Annotated in this window: 19 protein-coding genes; 8 read left to right on the top strand and 11 right to left on the bottom strand. The window is 59.6% G+C overall.

Features of this window, described 5'->3' with window-relative positions; genetic code table 11:
* Window positions 1-745 precede the first annotated feature (745 nt).
* From ACIPZE_RS05870 to ACIPZE_RS05845, 6 genes are all read right to left on the bottom strand, one after another.
* On the bottom strand, window positions 746-2,086 hold the full coding sequence (locus ACIPZE_RS05870; protein ID WP_283437280.1) for a cell wall metabolism sensor histidine kinase WalK: 1,341 nt from the start codon (window positions 2,084-2,086) through the stop codon (window positions 746-748).
* 197 nt (window positions 2,087-2,283) lie between these two features.
* Window positions 2,284-2,733 (bottom strand): Spy/CpxP family protein refolding chaperone, encoded by a 450-nt coding sequence (locus ACIPZE_RS05865; RefSeq protein ID WP_129390772.1) that lies wholly within the window; start codon window positions 2,731-2,733, stop codon window positions 2,284-2,286.
* Between the two features lie 254 nt (window positions 2,734-2,987).
* Window positions 2,988-3,665 (bottom strand): response regulator transcription factor, encoded by a 678-nt coding sequence (locus ACIPZE_RS05860; protein ID WP_129390778.1) that lies wholly within the window; start codon window positions 3,663-3,665, stop codon window positions 2,988-2,990.
* Between the two features lie 7 nt (window positions 3,666-3,672).
* A complete protein-coding gene (locus tag ACIPZE_RS05855) occupies window positions 3,673-4,083 on the bottom strand; it encodes a translation initiation factor 2 (RefSeq protein WP_129390781.1) in 411 nt (136 codons plus the stop codon).
* Window positions 4,084-4,442: 359 nt separating this feature from the next.
* A complete protein-coding gene (locus tag ACIPZE_RS05850) occupies window positions 4,443-4,742 on the bottom strand; it encodes a YciI family protein (protein WP_283437279.1) in 300 nt (99 codons plus the stop codon).
* A gap of 1 nt (window position 4,743) precedes the next feature.
* Complete coding sequence (locus ACIPZE_RS05845) at window positions 4,744-5,340, bottom strand: septation protein A (RefSeq protein WP_283437278.1); 597 nt, start codon at window positions 5,338-5,340, stop codon at window positions 4,744-4,746.
* Between the two features lie 87 nt (window positions 5,341-5,427).
* On the opposite strand from ACIPZE_RS05845, the gene ACIPZE_RS05840 reads away from it, so the two are divergent.
* The 6 genes from ACIPZE_RS05840 (at window position 5,428) to rluB (ending at window position 10,422) form a co-directional block, all read left to right on the top strand.
* Complete coding sequence (locus ACIPZE_RS05840; RefSeq protein WP_283437277.1) at window positions 5,428-6,291, top strand: PHP domain-containing protein; 864 nt, start codon at window positions 5,428-5,430, stop codon at window positions 6,289-6,291.
* 13 nt (window positions 6,292-6,304) lie between these two features.
* The gene (locus tag ACIPZE_RS05835; RefSeq protein WP_129390793.1) at window positions 6,305-6,934 is read left to right on the top strand and encodes an L-threonylcarbamoyladenylate synthase; all 630 of its coding nucleotides are present in this window, start codon (window positions 6,305-6,307) and stop codon (window positions 6,932-6,934) included.
* 123 nt (window positions 6,935-7,057) lie between these two features.
* Window positions 7,058-7,756, top strand: a complete 699-nt coding sequence (locus ACIPZE_RS05830; RefSeq protein WP_283438650.1) for a ScpA family protein — start codon at window positions 7,058-7,060, stop codon at window positions 7,754-7,756.
* 11 nt (window positions 7,757-7,767) lie between these two features.
* A complete protein-coding gene (gene scpB, locus ACIPZE_RS05825; RefSeq protein ID WP_400771915.1) occupies window positions 7,768-8,751 on the top strand; it encodes an SMC-Scp complex subunit ScpB in 984 nt (327 codons plus the stop codon).
* Between the two features lie 104 nt (window positions 8,752-8,855).
* A complete protein-coding gene (locus ACIPZE_RS05820) occupies window positions 8,856-9,047 on the top strand; it encodes a DUF1289 domain-containing protein (protein WP_400771913.1) in 192 nt (63 codons plus the stop codon).
* A gap of 154 nt (window positions 9,048-9,201) precedes the next feature.
* The gene (gene rluB / locus ACIPZE_RS05815; RefSeq protein WP_129390805.1) at window positions 9,202-10,422 is read left to right on the top strand and encodes a 23S rRNA pseudouridine(2605) synthase RluB; all 1,221 of its coding nucleotides are present in this window, start codon (window positions 9,202-9,204) and stop codon (window positions 10,420-10,422) included.
* Window positions 10,423-10,616: 194 nt separating this feature from the next.
* Here the strand turns inward: rluB and ACIPZE_RS05810 are convergent, their stop codons facing one another.
* Entirely contained in the window at window positions 10,617-11,582 is a 966-nt protein-coding gene (locus tag ACIPZE_RS05810; protein WP_400771912.1) for a leucyl aminopeptidase, read from the bottom strand.
* 70 nt (window positions 11,583-11,652) lie between these two features.
* Window positions 11,653-11,790 carry a hypothetical protein gene (locus tag ACIPZE_RS05805; protein ID WP_003222780.1) on the bottom strand — a complete coding sequence of 46 codons (138 nt, stop codon included), beginning with the start codon at window positions 11,788-11,790 and terminating at the stop codon, window positions 11,653-11,655.
* A gap of 893 nt (window positions 11,791-12,683) precedes the next feature.
* Here ACIPZE_RS05805 and ACIPZE_RS05800 point away from each other — a divergent pair.
* Together ACIPZE_RS05800 and arfB are read left to right on the top strand one after the other, a co-directional pair.
* Window positions 12,684-14,096, top strand: a complete 1,413-nt coding sequence (locus ACIPZE_RS05800) for an amino acid permease (RefSeq protein WP_283437273.1) — start codon at window positions 12,684-12,686, stop codon at window positions 14,094-14,096.
* A 188-nt stretch (window positions 14,097-14,284) separates the two neighbouring features.
* Complete coding sequence (arfB, locus tag ACIPZE_RS05795) at window positions 14,285-14,698, top strand: alternative ribosome rescue aminoacyl-tRNA hydrolase ArfB (protein WP_007920134.1); 414 nt, start codon at window positions 14,285-14,287, stop codon at window positions 14,696-14,698.
* On the opposite strand, the gene ACIPZE_RS05790 is transcribed toward arfB, so the two are convergent.
* From ACIPZE_RS05790 to ACIPZE_RS05780, 3 genes are all read right to left on the bottom strand, one after another.
* A complete protein-coding gene (locus ACIPZE_RS05790) occupies window positions 14,695-15,894 on the bottom strand; it encodes an MFS transporter (RefSeq protein ID WP_400771911.1) in 1,200 nt (399 codons plus the stop codon). The two genes, arfB and ACIPZE_RS05790, sit on opposite strands and share 4 nt — an antisense overlap.
* Before the next feature lie 102 nt (window positions 15,895-15,996).
* Window positions 15,997-16,179, bottom strand: coding sequence for a hypothetical protein (locus tag ACIPZE_RS05785; RefSeq protein ID WP_400771910.1), 183 nt, complete (start codon window positions 16,177-16,179; stop codon window positions 15,997-15,999).
* 71 nt (window positions 16,180-16,250) lie between these two features.
* A complete protein-coding gene (locus tag ACIPZE_RS05780; protein WP_256661294.1) occupies window positions 16,251-16,382 on the bottom strand; it encodes a hypothetical protein in 132 nt (43 codons plus the stop codon).
* Window positions 16,383-16,479 lie beyond the last annotated feature (97 nt).

Here is a 16,479-nt window from a genome sequence, read left to right as displayed (position 1 = left end):
CCCGGAGTCGGCGACGATTCACGTGCCTTCCGAACCCATAATCAACTCGGTGTTTCAGGTCAATGTCTGACGCCAGACACCTCGGTCGGCTCCCTCTCCCAAAGGGCGAGGGGACTGATTGGGGGATGCTCTAGAGATACGCCGACCTGAAAGTGCTCGGCTGAATCCAGAATCGATAACGGTTCCGATGCATTTCGAGCCCGGAGTCGGCGACGATTCACGTGCCTTCCGAACCCATAATCAACTCGGTGTTTCAGGTCAATGTCTGACGCCAGACACCTCGGTCGGCTCCCTCTCCCAAAGGGAGAGGGGACTGATTGGGGGATGCTCTAGAGATACGCCGACCTGAAAGTGCTCGGCTGAATCCAGAATCGATAACGGTTCCGATGCATTTCGAGCCCGGAGTCGGCGACGATTCACGTGCCTTCCGAACCCATAATCAACTCGGTGTTTCAGGTCAATGTCTGACGCCAGACACCTCGGTCGGCTCCCTCTCCCAAAGGGAGAGGGGACTGATTGGGGGATGCTCTAGAGATACGCCGACCTGAAAGTGCTCGGCTGAATCCAGAATCGATAACGGTTCCGATGCATTTCGAGCCCGGAGTCGGCGACGATTCACGTGCCTTCCGAACCCATAATCAACTCGGTGTTTCAGGTCAATGTCTGACGCCAGACACCTCGGTCGGCTCCCTCTCCCTTTGGGAGAGGGCTGGGGTGAGGGGCTTTTCTGGGGTGAGGGCGGCTTTCAGGGTTGCACCACCGCACCCGGCACCAGCGGCAATTCCAGACTGGCAATAAAGCCACCCTGCGGATGATTGGCCAGGGTTAAACTCCCACCATGCCGCTCCGCCGCCCGGCGTGCAATCGCCAGGCCCAGACCATGCCCCGCCGCCGTCTGCCCCGGCGCCCGGTAAAACGGCTCACCCAACTGACTCAAATGCTCGGCCTGCACGCCCGGCCCATGGTCGCGCACGCTGACGATAATTTTTTCGCCCAGACGCGATGCCTGCATTTCAATGGCCTGACCTTCGGGATTGAAACGCTGGGCATTGCGCAGCAGGTTATCGACGGCGCGCTCGATCATGGTCGGCCAGCCCTTGAGGTTCAGCTGCGGTTCGGCATCGAGACGCACCAACTGCTCGGGTGAGGCAAGCTTCGCGTCTTTCTGCAGCGTGCCGAGCAGCGCGTTCAGATCCACCTCTTCGGCACTGGCGTTGTCGGCATCGACCCGCGCCAGTACCAGAATCTCACTGATCAACGCTTCCAGCCGATCGCACTCGCGGGTCAACCGTGGCCAGAGTTTCTCGCGTTCTTCAGGGTTGGCCCGTTCGGCCAGTGCCAAAGCAATGCGCAGGCGTGCCAGCGGTGAACGCAGTTCGTGAGATACGTCGCGCAGCAACTGCCGCTGACTGCCAATCAGACTTTGCAGGCGCGCACCCATGCGGTTGAAATCGGTGGCGAGTACGCCGAATTCATCACGGCGGTTGGCCAGTTTCGCCAGGCTGTTTTGCTGATAAGTCGTCTGCCCCAGATCATGCACCGCGCCGCGCAGACGGCTGAGCGGTCGAGTGATGGAGAAGGTCACGAGCAGACTGAACAGGGTCAGCACCACCAGCGCGATACCGAGCGCACTCAGTGGCCAGAGCAGGCTTTCGCGGTGCCAGGCGTCGAGTTCCGGGTGCGGGATGCGGTAGATGAACAGGTAAGTGTCACCGGTTTTGTCACTGGTGAATTCGTCGGTCAGGCGCCGCCATGGCAGGCGTCGGTCATCGTTGTTCTGCCGCGCTTCGAAGGCGGCGGCGCGGCGCGGAAAGGTGCCACGGACCACCGGGTCGCCGGATTCGTTAAGTACCTGGACGTCGATGTGATACTGGCGTTTGCGCTGTTCGAGGATGTCCTGGGCGGCGTCTTCGCCCTGGGCTTCATAGGTTTGCGTCCACTCGCCGGCCAGGGTGTTGAGGCCCGGATGGCGGCTGAGGATCCATGCGTCCTGATTGAGCATGTGCCCGAGCAGAATCGACAGGCCAGCCACCAGAGCGATGGCCAGCCAGAAGCTCGCAAGAATACGCCAGAACAGTGAACGCACAGAAAACCCTCAGAACACACAAAGCCCCTGTAGGAGCTGCCGCAGGCTGCGATCTTTTGACTGTGGGACGCAGAGCGTCCCCGGCTGCATTCCCACGCAGAGCGTGGGAACGATCAGATCGCAGCCTGCGGCAGCTCCTACAGGGGGCAGATAAAAATAGGCCCGACGGGGTTGGCCGTCGGGTCCGGGTCAGTACATTATTGCGCTTTTTGCGGCTGTTGCGCTTTCCACGCCTTGAACTCGGCCCATTCAGCGCGACGCTCGGCCTGTTTCTTCTGGATCTCGTCGAATTTCTTCTGTTGATCCGGTTTCAGCACGGCGCGGACATCGGACTCGGCTTTCTTGTGGTTGGCCGCCATCTCGTCCTTCAGGGCTTTCTGGTCAGCCGGCGAGAGTTTTTCCAGGTACTTGTCGACCACTTGCTTACGCTCGTGCATCTGCTCGCCCATGATCTTGCGGATCTGCTCGCGCTGTTCGCGGGACAGGTCGAGTTGGCTGTACGGGCCTTTGCCGTGCATGCCGTGCATCTGACCGCCGTGGCGAGCGCCATCCATCGGGCCACCCATCGGGCCGCCATCTTGCGGCATGGCCATGGCGACGGTTGGCAGAGCGGCAGCGAACATCAGAGCGATAAGAGTCTTGCGCATGGTGTATCTCCTTGTCTCGTTCCCGGTACGTTCCGGATGAGTTCAGATTACGGAGATCAAGGTCAGCGGCGGTCAGCGCTGCGTAAAGCTTGGGTAAAGACGTTTCGTCATCAACCTTACACATATCCCTGTAGGAGCTGCGGCACGCTGCGATCTTTTGATCTGTCTTTTAAAAACAAGATCAAAAGATCGCAGCCTGCGGCAGCTCCTACAGGGGAGGCGTCGGTTACCGTTGGCCGGGGGATGTGTGCGGTTCAGAGGCTGTAGTAGTAACCACGGCTGCGCAGGGCAACGATGCGCGGGCGGCCGTCGGGGTGCGGGCCGATCTTTTTGCGCAGGTTGCTGACGTGCATGTCGAGGCTGCGGTCATACAAGGTCAGCTTGCGGCCGAGGGCGATCTGCGCCAGTTCCTGCTTGTCCAGCGGCTCGCCGGGCTGCTTGAGCAGCGCTTCGAGCAGGCGGCTTTCGGAAACGGTGAGGGTCAGTTCTTTCTCGTCGATGCTGACCACGCCACGCACCGGGCTGAAACTCAGGTCGCCCAGCTCCAGTTGCGTCGACACGGCGGCCGGATGACTGCGGCGCAACACGGCGCGCAGGCGTGCAGTCAGTTCGCGTGGGTCGCAAGGCTTGGCCAGGTAATCGTCGGCGCCGAGTTCCAGGCCGAGGATACGATCCAGTGGCTCACCCCGGGCCGACAGCATCAGCACCGGCAGATCAGCGTGATCGTTGCGCAGTTGCTTGAGCAGTTCCAGACCGCTGCCGTCGGGCAGCATCACGTCCAGCACCACCGCCGCAGGAGCGGATTCGGCCAGCGCCTTGCGGGCGCTCTGGCCATCGTGGCAGGCACGCACCTGAAAGCCTTCCTGGCTCAGCCAGCTACTCAGGAGTTCGCACAACTCCTGGTCATCATCAATCAATAACAGCTCGCTCATGACTCACTCAATTTAGCCATTGCCGACGTTTTCGGCTTGCTCCACTGGCAAAGATACCGCAGAGCAGCGCCAATAGCGCTACTCCGGCTCCGGTGACGAACCACTGTTGCTGGTCGGTCAACAGGCGCGGCTGCGGGCTGGCCTGGGCTTCCTTGAGTTGCAGCTTGAGGCGCTGGTTCTCTTGGCGCAACCGGGCGAGCTGGGCGCTTTCGCGTTGGTTATCGGCATTCTGCAGTTGTTTGTTCAGTTCTTCCCGCTGCTGCTCGCTGGCCTTGAGGCGCTGTTGCAACTCGGTGATCTGGCTGCCGGCACTCAACGACAATGGCGTGGAAGTGCCGCCTTCGGTGGTTTCCTCACCATGGGCGGGCGCCATGATCGACAACGTGACCAACATCAGACACAACGGACCCTTGCGCATCGCGATACCTGCTTCCAAATGGATATTGGGCAGGTTGTCGGCAGGCAAACGAGAATAATGAGCGATTGAGATGGGTGAGAAGCGAGAAGGTTCAGTGCGCGGGAAGGGATGTTGGTGGCTGATGGGATTTTTGTGGCAGAGGAGGGTTTTGTGGCAGAGCAGGGTTTTGTGCCAGATGAGTATTTGTGGCGAGGGGATTTAGCGAAACGTCGCACCGCCCCGTTCGGCTGCGCAGCAGTCGTGAATCATTGAATGCGGTGTGTCAGGCACACCGCATTGGATGGCTTTGGGGCGGCTTCGCCACCCAGCGGGGATAAATCCCCTCGCCACATAAACCCCTCGTCACACTGCAAATCTGTTTAAGGGAGGACTTGTTTAAACGGCTTGACGACCACGTTGGCGTACACACCAGCGGCAATGTACGGATCAGCGTCAGCCCACGCTTGTGCAGCACTCAGGGAGTCGAATTCGGCGACGATCAGGCTGCCGGTGAACCCCGCTGCGCCCGGATCATTGCTGTCGACGGCCGGGTGCGGGCCGGCCAATACGATGCGGCCTTCGCCCTTGAGCACTTGCAGGCGATCCAGATGCGCAGGGCGCGCGGCCAGGCGTGCTTCCAGTGAGTTGGCGACGTCGGTGGCAATGATTGCGTAGAGCATGTCAGTCCTCGGTTTTTGGTGTTGTGGTATCGGTGTCGTGCAGGTGACGCGACAGGTAAATGCCCTGTGCGACCAGGAACAATACGGTCATGCCCAGGCTGCCGAACACCTTGAAGTCGACCCAGTAGCTCTGGAAGGTGAAGGCGACGAACAGGTTGGCGGCTCCGCAAAACAGGAAAAAGCCGATCCAGGCAATGTTCAGGCGAGTCCAGACCGGATCCGGCAGGGTCAGCGCATGGCCCATGATGCGTTTGATCAGCAGGCGGTCACCGATGAAGTGGCTGCCGATGAACGCGACGGCGAACAGCCAGTTGACCACCGGGGCTTTCCATTTCAGGAAGGTTTCGCTGTGGAACGCCAGCGTCAGGCTACCGAAGACGAGGCAGGCGATCAGGGTCAGCCATTGGCTCTTTTCCAGCTTGCGCTGCTTGATGAACAACGCGCCGTACACCACCAGCGAACTGATGATCAACATCGCGGTGGCGCTGTAAATACCGCCTACAGTCACTTCATGGCCAGCGATGTCGACGACCCGTGGATCAAGTTTGTAAACGATGAAGAACAGCAGAAGCGGGATGAAATCGATGAATTGTTTCACAGTGAGAGCCAGAAGCTGGATGTGGCGGCATAATAACAAACATATGGGCGCGCGATAGCGCCAGCTGATTTGAGGTTACAACTCTCCGTGAATGTAGATTTGCACTGCCATAGCACGGCCTCCGATGGCGCCCTGGCGCCTGCGGTTCTGGTTGCGCGTGCGTTCGAGAACGGCGTGCGAGTCCTGTCGTTGACCGATCACGACACCCTCGAAGGCCTCGCCGAAGCGCGCACGGCCGCCAACGAATTGGGTATGCAACTGGTCAACGGTGTCGAATTGTCCTGCACCTGGGGCGGCGCGACCATTCATGTGCTGGGCTACGGTTTCGACGTCAATGCCACACCGTTGGTCGAAGCCATCGCCAAATTGCACGATGGCCGCTGGCTGCGGTCGGAAGAAATAAGCCGCAAGCTCGCGCTCAAAGGCATGCCCGGCGCCCTCGAAGGCGCGCGCAGGGTCCAGCAGGAGCTGGGCGACAGCGGCAACGCGCCGGCCCGTCCGCATTTCGCTGACTGGATGGTTCGTGAGGGTTTTGTCAAGGATCGCGCCGAAGCCTTCCGCAAATGGCTCGGCGCCGGCAAGCTCGGTGACGTCAAATTGCACTGGCCGACGCTCGAAGACACCGTCGGCACACTGCGCGCCGCCAATGCCTGGGTCAGCCTGGCGCATCCGTGGCATTACGATTTCACCCGCAGCAAGCGCCGAAAGCTGATTGCCGACTATATTCAAGCGGGCGGGCATGCGATTGAAGTGGTCAATGGCCATCAGCCTGCGGAACAGGTCGGCAGCCTGGCAATTCTTGCCCGCGAGTTCGGTCTGCTGGTCAGCGCCGGCAGTGACTTCCATGGCCCTGGCGGCTGGTCCGAGATCGGCCAGTACCGGCCGGTTCCCGAGGACCTTCCACCCCTGTGGTGTCGGTTCAAACATGACACAGTTATTGCCGCCGTCTGAACAGGTAGAAAATGTGAGTCAATTTTTCCAGATACATCCGGAAAACCCACAAGCGCGCCTGATAAAACAGGCGGTCGAGATCATCCGCAAGGGCGGAGTGGTGGTTTATCCCACGGACTCTTCCTATGCGATCGGTTGCCAGATCGGCGACAAGAACGCCATCGAGCGCGTGCGGCGTCTGCGTCAGCTCGATGACAAGCATAACTTCGCGCTGATCTGCAGTGACCTGTCGCAACTGGGCAACTACGCCAAGATCGACACCGGCACCTTTCGTATCCTGAAAGCGCATCTGCCGGGGCCGTACACCTTTATTCTCAACGCCACCCGCGAAGTGCCACGGCTGTTGCTGCATCCGAAGAAACGCACCATCGGCCTGCGCGTGCCAAGCCAGCCGATCGCCCTGGCGCTGCTGGCCGAGCTTGGCGAGCCGTTGATGAGCGTGACCCTGATCATGCCCGGCGAAGAAGACCCGCTGAGCGATCCGCACGAAATGCGCCAATTGCTTGAACACCAGGTGGACCTGATCATCGATGGCGGCTTCGGCGGTATCAAGGCGTCCACCGTGATCGACCTGACCGGTGATGATCCGGAAGTCGTCCGCGTCGGTTGCGGCGATCCGACGCCGTTCATGGTCGAGGCCTGAATGTCCGCAGTGGAAACCGTTGTCGATCCCCAGGCCGGCGCTCAGCAGGAACTGCCGTTTGCCATGGTCTATGGCCAGGCGGTCATGGAAATGCCGCTCGACCTGTACATCCCGCCGGATGCGCTGGAAGTCTTTCTTGACGCCTTCGAAGGCCCGCTCGACCTGCTGCTGTACCTGATCCGCAAACAGAACATCAACATCCTCGACATCCCGGTGGCGGAAATCACCCGCCAATACATGGGCTATGTCGAGTTGATGCAGTCGGTGCGCCTGGAACTCGCCGCCGAGTATCTGGTGATGGCTGCGATGCTGGCCGAGATCAAATCGCGCATGCTCCTGCCGCGCGCCGAAACCATCGAAGACGAAGAAGATGACCCGCGCGCTGAACTGATCCGCCGCTTGCAGGAATACGAGCGTTTCAAGGCTGCCGCCGAAGGCATTGATGGCCTGAGCCGGGTCGGTCGCGATGTCATCGTGCCCAAGCTCGACGCCCCGGAAGCCCGGGCGCGCAAGCTGTTGCCGGATGTCGCGCTGGAAGAGATTTTGATGTGCATGGCCGAAGTACTGCGCCGTGGCGACATGTTTGAAAGCCACCAGGTCAGCCGCGAGGCACTGTCCACTCGCGAGCGCATGAGCGATGTGCTGGAACGGCTCAAGGGCGGCGGTTTTGTGCCGTTCGTCGAGCTGTTTACTGCCGAAGAGGGCAGGCTGGGTGTGGTGGTGACCTTTATGGCGATCCTTGAACTGGTCAAGGAATCCTTGGTCGAGCTGGTGCAGAATGAGCCGTTCGCCGCGATCCACGTGCGAGCCCGAGCCGAATAACGAGTCGAAACATGAACCTGACTGAACCCCGCGAGCTGGCGCCCCTGCTTGAAGCCTTTCTGTTGGCCTCGGGAAAGCCGCAATCCCTTGAGCGCCTGTTTGAGTTATTCGAAGAGGGTGAACGCCCCGAGCCTGCGGTCTTCAAGAAAGCCCTGACCCTGCTGGGCAAGTCCTGCGAGGGCCGCGCGTTCGAGCTGAAGGAAGTCTCCTCTGGCTATCGCTTGCAGATCCGCGAGAAGTTTTCGCCGTGGGTCGGACGTTTATGGGAAGAACGTCCGCAGCGTTATTCCCGTGCCCTGCTGGAAACCATCGCGCTGATCGCCTATCGCCAGCCGATCACCCGTGGCGAGATCGAAGACGTGCGCGGTGTGGCGGTGAACAGCAACATTGTCAAAACCTTGCTGGAACGTGAGTGGATTCGTGTCGTCGGTTACCGCGATGTACCGGGCAAACCGGCGATGTTTGCCACCACCAAGATGTTTCTCGATCACTTCAACCTGAAGAACCTCGAAGACCTGCCGCCGCTGGCCGAACTGCGCGAGATGGAAACCGACCCGGTGCTCGATTTCGACGACGCGCCGGTGCCGCAAGGCTTGCAGGAGTTGGCCGACGCCAGCGCCGAGCCGGAGGAGGAGAAAGAGGAAACCAGTTTTCATACGTTGTTGCTGGAACTGGACAGCATGGAGGAGGGGATCAAGACCGACTTCGACGATTTGCTGCGTGATGCGGCGGACGGTGAAGCGCCGACGGTTGATGGTGAAACCGAGACTGAGCCTGAGTCACAGATCGCCGAACCAACCATCGCAGTTGAACTTGAAGCCGAGCCCGAAGCCGAACCACAAGAGGACATTCTTGGCGTCGCCCAAGCCCGCGAAAAGCTGTTGGCCGCCGTCGCCGCCCTCGAATCGCCCGAACCCGAACTGAGCGAGGAAGAGGCCGAAGCCCGCGCCCTGGCCGAAGCCATCGAAGCTGAACGCCGCGAATTCGAAGACTGAGTGACGCCGAAAAGATCGCAGCCTTCGGCAGCTCCTACAGGGGCCGCATTCCAATGTAGGAGCTGCCGAAGGCTGCGATCTTTTGATCTCTCAAAGGTATCCAAATGAATTCGACAAAAGACCCGTGCATCAGCGTCTGCAAGTTCAGCGACGACATCTGCCTCGGCTGCGGCCGCAGCAAGCGCGAAATCAAAGCCTGGAAGAAACTCGACAAGGACGACAAGCGCACGGTGCTCGCTGAAGCTGCACTGCGCCTTATCAAGCTCGGCAACGCCGGTCGGCGGAAAAAGAAATAACCTTGGGCTGATCGACTAGTCTCTGATGCGCGACGGCCGACATCCGCGTATGATTCGCGACCCTTCGCCGATCCCTTCGGCCAAGAACCCAGATTTCAATGCTTCATGCGCCCAATTCAGAGCGCTTGAACAGACCACACCGGGAGGTGCCCAGATGAGTGACATCAATCAGAAAGACGACCAGGAAATCGGCCCAGCAGGCGAAAAACTGCAGAAAGTCCTCGCCCGTATCGGCGTCGGCTCGCGCCGTGACGTGGAATCCTGGATCAGCCAGGGCCGGATCAAGGTCAATGGCAAAGACGCCACCCTCGGTCTGCGCGTCGACATGCACGACGCCATCACCATTGATGGCAAGGTGATCAAGCGCGAAGAGGCGGCCGAATCGGTACGCCGCGTGATCATGTACAACAAACCCGATGGCGAGATCTGCACCCGTGACGACCCGGAAGGCCGTCCGACCGTGTTCGACAAGCTGCCGCGTCCGAAAGAAGGTCGCTGGATCAACATCGGTCGTCTCGACATCAACACCACCGGTCTGCTGATGTTCACCACTGACGGTGAACTGGCTAACCGCCTGATGCACCCGTCCTATGAGATGGACCGTGAGTACGCCGTGCGTGTACGCGGTGAAGTCGACGACGAAATGATCGAGCGCCTGAAGGCCGGCGTGGTGCTGGAAGACGGCCCGGCGAAGTTCACCGACATCAAGCAGGCCCCGGGTGGCGAAGGCTTCAACCACTGGTATCACTGCGTGGTGATGGAAGGCCGTAACCGTGAGGTTCGTCGTCTGTGGGAATCGCAAGGTCTGGTGGTCAGCCGTCTGAAGCGCGTGCGTTTCGGTCCGGTGTTCCTCAACTCCGACCTGCCGATGGGCCGCTGGCGCGAAATGAGCCAGTACGAAGTCGACATTCTCAGTGCTGAAGTCGGCCTGACCCCAGTGGCGATGCCGCAACTGAACGCCAAGAGCAAAGACAAGCTTGAGCGTATGCAGCGCAAATCGTCGCGCCCGATGGGCAAGACCGAGCGCGTGCGCACGCTGCGTCCAGCCGCTGGCGCGCCGACCGGCCCACGTCCAAGCCGCGAGCCGCAGATCGAAGGCGAGCGTCCAGGTCGCAAGCCAGTCGCCCGTGACGGCGAGCGCGCTCCGCGTCCGGCCAATGGTCGCACTGAACGTGGCGAGCGTGGTGCACCTGCCGGTCGTGGTACGCCAGTGGCGGATCGTCCAGCGGACACCACCAACAAGCGTCCGGCCAAGCCTGCGCCGAAGCGTCCGGGAATCAAGCTGGTCGATGGCGACAAGCCGTCGGGCAAGCGTCGTGGTGCACCGGCGGGTTCCGGTCAGCGCCCGGGTTTCGGGCGTCGCAAGCCGGAATAAGGCTGCTGTGAGCTTCTAGCGGCAAGCTTCAAGCCCAAACAAAAACGCCAACCTCAGGGTTGGCGTTTTTTTTCGTCTGACGAAAACGAAAGTGTTGTGGTGGGTGAGAAATGGCTATCGCGAGCAGGCTCACTCCTACAATGTGAAAAGCGTTCCCCTGTAGGAGTGAGCCTGCTCGCGATAGCGTCAGTCGCCTAAAACACAAAGCGCCCATCAAACACCGGCTTGTCATCCAGCGCCAAGACGCCGCCCGAGAAAATCAGGTCCAGGTGATGACTGCCTTTCGCGCCACCGCCTAGCCCAAGATGCAGCCCGCAATGCCGCTCCTCAAACCCGGCATTGCGCGCATACAAATCCTTCACGCCTTCATTGGTACCGATCCCCAATTCCTCGATCCGCCGGTTCGACGGATTGGCGTCCAGGTATTTGTTGAAATCATGCTCCAGCCCCGGCACCTCGGTGGCGATGCGGCTGATGGTCGAGTTCTCGATCCACAGCTCCAGCGGTGACTCCAGCACGCCATATTTGCGCGCAAACGGAATGGTGCTGAGAAACGTGCCCTTGAACTTGACGTGACCGTTGATGGCTTCGCTGTGCGTGGCGATTTCACCGGGCGCGAGGTCGAAGTTGCCGATGCCGTTGATGTCGGTCCATTTCTTGATGCTGCTCAGCGGCGTTTCAAACCATGAGCCTTCATCGTCCTTGAAACTCAGCGTCGTCGCCCGGGACATGCGCTGGATCAAATGGCTGTTCAAGCCGGCAATGCGCTGCGGGGTAACGCTGAACGTGTCGTAGAAATACTCGCCGTAATCCTTGAACAGCAGCGATTTCTTCCAGTTTTCCGCCATCACGCCTTGCAGGGCGCGGACGAACTCCGGGCCGTCGGGGCGCGGGTTGGGCAGGGTGGAAGAGTCGTAGAAGAAAATGTACAGATCGCTGTCGGTAATCGCCGAGCTCAGCGCTGCGGTGCTTTCCAGATCCAGGCGTCGGGCGCTGAATTTGAAGCGAGGATGATTGCCAGCCTGTTCGGCGATTGGGCCGGTCAGCGCTTCGTAGTCAGCCGTGTGGCCGAGCAATACCTTCGCCGAGTCGAGGCCGGCAAGGGCAGGGTGATGTTCGAGGTAGTAAAGGAAATGCGAGATCGCGCGGGGCTTATCCATGAGTCCTCCCTGACTGACCGTGAAAAAAACGGCAGGCACGACCGGCCGGATCGTGCCTGCCCGGGATGCCTTACAGAGGCCACATCGCCGTGCCGAACGGCACGACCGCATCGGCTTGCATCATTTCCACAGCGGCTTCATGGGTCGGCGCTTCAAACCATTCGTCCAGCTGCAGTTCGGTATCCAAGTCTTTTTCCAGTGCTTGCATGGTCGATCTCCTAGATGACTTTCACGGTTGTGACTGGCCGGTCGAGGTGTCCGGCGAGACGTGAAGAACCTAGTTCAGAGACTTTTGTAATGCAAAAAATTATTTATTTAATTTTTAAATAAACTTTTTATTCTGTTTTGCAGATTGAAATTTCTCGTTTTAAAACAAAAAACTAAACGGGACTTTTAGTTAGTGAGCTAGCTACCGTCAATTTGCAGACGTCCTACAGACATTTCTCGATCGGCAAGTTTGCGTTACACATTGTAAGGAAATATTTACGAAAACCACGCTAAAACGCCATGGATTGATCGACTCTCGGATGTTGTAAGGAAAAGCTGCCGCAAGCCGTAGGGCCGAGGGAGATGCAAAGCTCTGGCGCGCTTGTTTCGAGGGCGTTTGCAGGGTGAGATGCGCCCCATGCCTGTCGTGCAGGTGCATAACAAGAAGGAGGCGCAATGAACGCCGTGACTGATCTCCACCTCTCTCCGTGGGACGGTTTTTTCCTCGTCCACGTCGATGGCCTGCAAAGGCCTGACTCAATTTTTGCAGCCGCCCGGGTCTCTCGTAGTGGACACTCGCAATCCCGGCAACCGCCACGCTGATCCAGCGGGGTCTGGCAGCAGGGGGTTAGCGGTGTACAATGCGCCGCGTTTTAACTGTGACCCTCTGCGTAATCGCGCAAATCTCAAGGCTACCCGCCTTGTTCACTCCGCCGCGTCACAAGCGTGTCGGGTTCGATTTCGTCACAGATAAAAACAAACAGGTGACGCATGACCGTTGTAAATAAGCTGAACTCCTGGTGCCTGCGCTGGGGTTTGATCGGGGCTGCCTGAAATCGCAACCTTGCAGCAACGTCTACTGAACATCATCAAACCTTGCGTGAGACCTTTTGCATGAGCGGACAACCCTCGCAATCAGGCGAGCTGAAACGCGGCCTGAAAAATCGCCATATTCAACTGATCGCCCTCGGTGGCGCGATCGGTACCGGATTGTTCCTCGGCTCGGCCGGGGTGCTGAAATCCGCTGGCCCGTCGATGATCCTCGGCTATGCCATCTGCGGCTTCATCGCCTTCATGATCATGCGCCAGTTGGGTGAAATGATCGTCGAAGAGCCGGTGGCCGGTTCCTTCAGCCATTTCGCACACAAGTACTGGGGCGGCTTTGCCGGCTTCCTGTCGGGCTGGAACTGCTGGATCCTGTACATTCTGGTGGGCATGTCAGAGCTGACCGCGGTTGGCAAGTACATCCACTACTGGGCGCCGGACATTCCGACCTGGGTCTCGGCTGCCGCCTTCTTCGTGCTGATCAACGCAATCAACCTGGCCAACGTCAAAGTCTTCGGTGAAGCCGAATTCTGGTTCGCGATCATCAAGGTCGTGGCGATTGTCGGCATGATCGCGCTCGGCAGTTATCTGCTGGTCAGCGGCAACGGCGGCCCGCAGGCCTCGGTCAGCAACCTTTGGGCACACGGTGGGTTCTTCCCCAATGGCGTCAGCGGTCTGGTGATGGCCATGGCGATCATCATGTTCTCCTTCGGCGGTCTGGAGATGCTCGGTTTCACCGCTGCTGAAGCCGACAAGCCGAAAACCGTGATCCCGAAAGCGATCAATCAGGTGATCTACCGGATCCTGATTTTCTACATCGGTGCGCTGGTGATCCTGCTGTCGCTGACCCCATGGGACAGTTTGCTGGAAACCCTGAATGCCTCCGGCGATTCGTACAGCGGTAGCCCGTTCGTGCAAGTGTTCTCGATGCTCGGCAGCAACACCGCTGCGCACATTCTGAACTTCGTGGTCCTGACCGCGGCACTGTCGGTGTACAACAGCGGCACCTACTGCAACAGCCGTATGCTGCTGGGTATGGCCGAGCAGGGCGATGCGCCGAAAGGTCTGGCGAAGATCGACAAGCGCGGTGTGCCGGTGCGTTCGATCCTGGCCTCGGCAGCGGTGACGCTGATTGCCGTGCTGCTGAACTACCTGATCCCGCACAGCGCGCTGGAACTGTTGATGTCGCTGGTGGTTGCCACGCTGGTGATCAACTGGGCGATGATCAGCTTCTCGCACTTCAAGTTCCGCCAGCACATGAACAAGACCAGGCAGACGCCGCTGTTCAAGGCGCTGTGGTACCCGTACGGCAACTACATCTGCCTGGCGTTCGTCGCGTTCATTCTCGGCGTGATGCTGCTGATCCCGGGTATCAAGATTTCCGTTTACGCGATTCCGGTGTGGGTTGTGTTCATGTGGGTCTGCTACGTGATCAAGAACAAGCGCAGTGCCCAGACTGTGGTGCCTGCGACCGCGAAGTAACCGCGCGAACAGAAACGACAAACCCGGCCAAGTGCCGGGTTTGTCATTTCTGCACATTCCCCTGTAGGAGCTGCCGCAGGCTGCGATCTTTTGATCTTTTAACCAGCAAGATCAAAAGATCGCAGCCTGCGGCAGTTCCTACAGGGTTCATGGCGTATCCTGCACGCTCTGAATACGGACGCTTTTCCATGCTGGTGATTTCCAACAACGTGCATCTGCCGGATGCCGAGATCGAATTGACGGCCATCCGCGCCCAGGGCGCCGGTGGGCAGAACGTCAACAAGGTCTCCAGTGCCATGCACCTGCGCTTCGACATTCCGGCCTCGTCCTTGCCCGAGTTCTACAAGGAACGGCTGCTGGCGCTGCGCGACAGTCGCATCACCAGCGATGGCGTGTTGATCATCAAAGCCCAGCAATATCGCACGCAGGAAGCCAACCGTGCCGATGCGCTGGAGCGTCTGGTCGAGCTGATCCTCAGCGCCACCAAAGTCGAAAAGAAGCGTCGCCCGACCAAACCGACCCTCGGCTCAAAGAAGCGCCGGCTCGAATCGAAGACCAAGCGCGGCAGCATCAAGGCCGGGCGCGGCAAGGTGGATTTCTAGTCTTCCCGGTATTTCGCGCTGTGCTTGTACAGATAGACGCTCAACGCCAATCCGCTCAGCGCGGCGATGGCGGCGAAGAGGAAGATCGAGGCAAAACCGAAGCCTGCCGCAATCGCCCCGGCCAATGGCCCGGTGATCCCCAGCGACAAATCGATGAACAGCGAATAGGCGCCGACCGCTGCGCCACGGCTGGAGGCCGGCACCAGATTCACCGCTTCCACGCCCAGCGCCGGGAACACCAGCGAGAAACCGAAACCGCTCAATGCCGCGCCAGCCAAGGCCCAATGCGCGTCCGGTGCCAGCCATAAAAGCAGCAAGCCCAGCGTCTCCACCGACAGACAGACAATCGCCACACGGAAGCCGCCGAGACGGTTGATCAGGTTGCCGAACAGCAGTCGCGCGCCGATGAAGCTGGCGCCGAACAGGCTCAGGCACAGCACCGCATTGTCCCAATGCTGGGTCGCGTAATACAGGGTGATGAAGGTGGCGATGGTGCCAAAACCGATCGAGCCCAACGCCAGACCGCAGCCGTGCGGGAACACGCGCCCGAGTACGTGCATGAACGGCAGGCGTTCGCCGACGACGATTGGCGCGGCGGTTTTCGGCCAGGCCAGCAACAAGCCGATAATGGCCAGCAGGATGATGCTGACGCCCATGCTCCACAAACCCAACTGACCGACCAGCCACACGCCAAACGGTGCGCCGATCGCCAGCGCGCCATAGCTGGCAATGCCGTTCCAGGAAATCACCTTGGCGGTGTTTACCGCGCCAACGCGACCGATGCCCCAGCCAATCGAACCGGAACCGACAAGGCTTTCGGCGCTGCCCAGTACCAGTCGACCGATCAGCAAACTGATCAGACTGAGCATCGGCATGTGCGGTGTCCACGCTGAAATCAACATGAACACGCCACTCAAACCGCAACCGGCGAGGCCGTACATCACCGCCAGCTTGCTGCCCTTGTTATCGATGATCTTGCCGGCGTACGGGCGGCTGAGCAGGGTGGCGAGGTATTGCACGCTGATCACCAGCCCGGCGATGACGGCGCCAAAACCCAGATCGCTGTGGACATACCCCGGCAGCACCGCGAGCGGAATGCCGATGTTCAGATAACCGATAAAGGTGAAGAGGACGATGGAGACGACTTGCAGCGTGACCGCCAGGGGGCGCTGGGGCTCTGACTTGGAGAACGACATGGGTAACGATCCACGGGAGCGGCAGATTAGATAGGCTGCTCATGATACCGGCGTGGAAGCGTCTGCGGCGGGAAAAGTAAAACTATTTGCCCGCTGACGGCATCAGGTCTTGGCCGGTGCAACCATCTGTGTGGTGACCAGGGCGGCAAGGGCATTTTCTTCGCTGCCGAAGCGAGCGAGCAGGGCGGCTTGTTTCTCGGGGGAGAGGCGGTTCCAGATCTCGATCATTTTCTCGGTGGCGCCGATCAGTACGGCAGCTTGGTTTTCAGAGAATTCGTCGGTCATGGCGGGGCTCGGGGTCAGGCGGTGTGGAAAGCGCATGTTAGCGCTTTCCACACGGTCTGTACGACGGGGTCTTACTCTTCGTTGTCGGCCGGACGGCTCTCAACGGCTTCTTTCGGTTCGGGCTGCCCCGCACCGGCTTGTTGCGTGGTCGTCTGCTCAGGTTCGTGCAGGCTTGGGAAGGGGAGATTAGGAATCTCGTGCATGGTTGCGCTCCTCGCTAAGTCTGTTGATAGATCTGGTAGATCCGCGCTTTTGGAAAGCCTGCGCAGGATACAGCAGGAAAAATGACAATCAGACTTT

Source organism: Pseudomonas sp. NPDC089741 (assembly GCF_044748825.1).
Classification (GTDB): Bacteria; Pseudomonadota; Gammaproteobacteria; order Pseudomonadales; family Pseudomonadaceae; genus Aquipseudomonas; species Aquipseudomonas helmanticensis.
This window is presented reverse-complemented; position numbering and strand designations above follow the sequence as displayed.

Coding starts and splice junctions, on each gene's coding strand:
- ACIPZE_RS05865 (WP_129390772.1), bottom strand. CDS start 2,733: ATGCGCAAGACTCTTATCGCTCTGATGTTCGCTGCCGCTCTGCCAACC.
- ACIPZE_RS05860 (WP_129390778.1), bottom strand. CDS start 3,665: ATGAGCGAGCTGTTATTGATTGATGATGACCAGGAGTTGTGCGAACTC.
- ACIPZE_RS05855 (WP_129390781.1), bottom strand. CDS start 4,083: ATGCGCAAGGGTCCGTTGTGTCTGATGTTGGTCACGTTGTCGATCATG.
- ACIPZE_RS05850 (WP_283437279.1), bottom strand. CDS start 4,742: ATGCTCTACGCAATCATTGCCACCGACGTCGCCAACTCACTGGAAGCA.
- scpB (WP_400771915.1), top strand. CDS start 7,768: ATGAACCTGACTGAACCCCGCGAGCTGGCGCCCCTGCTTGAAGCCTTT.
- ACIPZE_RS05820 (WP_400771913.1), top strand. CDS start 8,856: ATGAATTCGACAAAAGACCCGTGCATCAGCGTCTGCAAGTTCAGCGAC.
- rluB (WP_129390805.1), top strand. CDS start 9,202: ATGAGTGACATCAATCAGAAAGACGACCAGGAAATCGGCCCAGCAGGC.
- ACIPZE_RS05810 (WP_400771912.1), bottom strand. CDS start 11,582: ATGGATAAGCCCCGCGCGATCTCGCATTTCCTTTACTACCTCGAACAT.
- ACIPZE_RS05805 (WP_003222780.1), bottom strand. CDS start 11,790: ATGCAAGCACTGGAAAAAGACTTGGATACCGAACTGCAGCTGGACGAA.
- ACIPZE_RS05800 (WP_283437273.1), top strand. CDS start 12,684: ATGAGCGGACAACCCTCGCAATCAGGCGAGCTGAAACGCGGCCTGAAA.
- arfB (WP_007920134.1), top strand. CDS start 14,285: ATGCTGGTGATTTCCAACAACGTGCATCTGCCGGATGCCGAGATCGAA.
- ACIPZE_RS05790 (WP_400771911.1), bottom strand. CDS start 15,894: ATGTCGTTCTCCAAGTCAGAGCCCCAGCGCCCCCTGGCGGTCACGCTG.
- ACIPZE_RS05785 (WP_400771910.1), bottom strand. CDS start 16,179: ATGACCGACGAATTCTCTGAAAACCAAGCTGCCGTACTGATCGGCGCC.
- ACIPZE_RS05780 (WP_256661294.1), bottom strand. CDS start 16,382: ATGCACGAGATTCCTAATCTCCCCTTCCCAAGCCTGCACGAACCTGAG.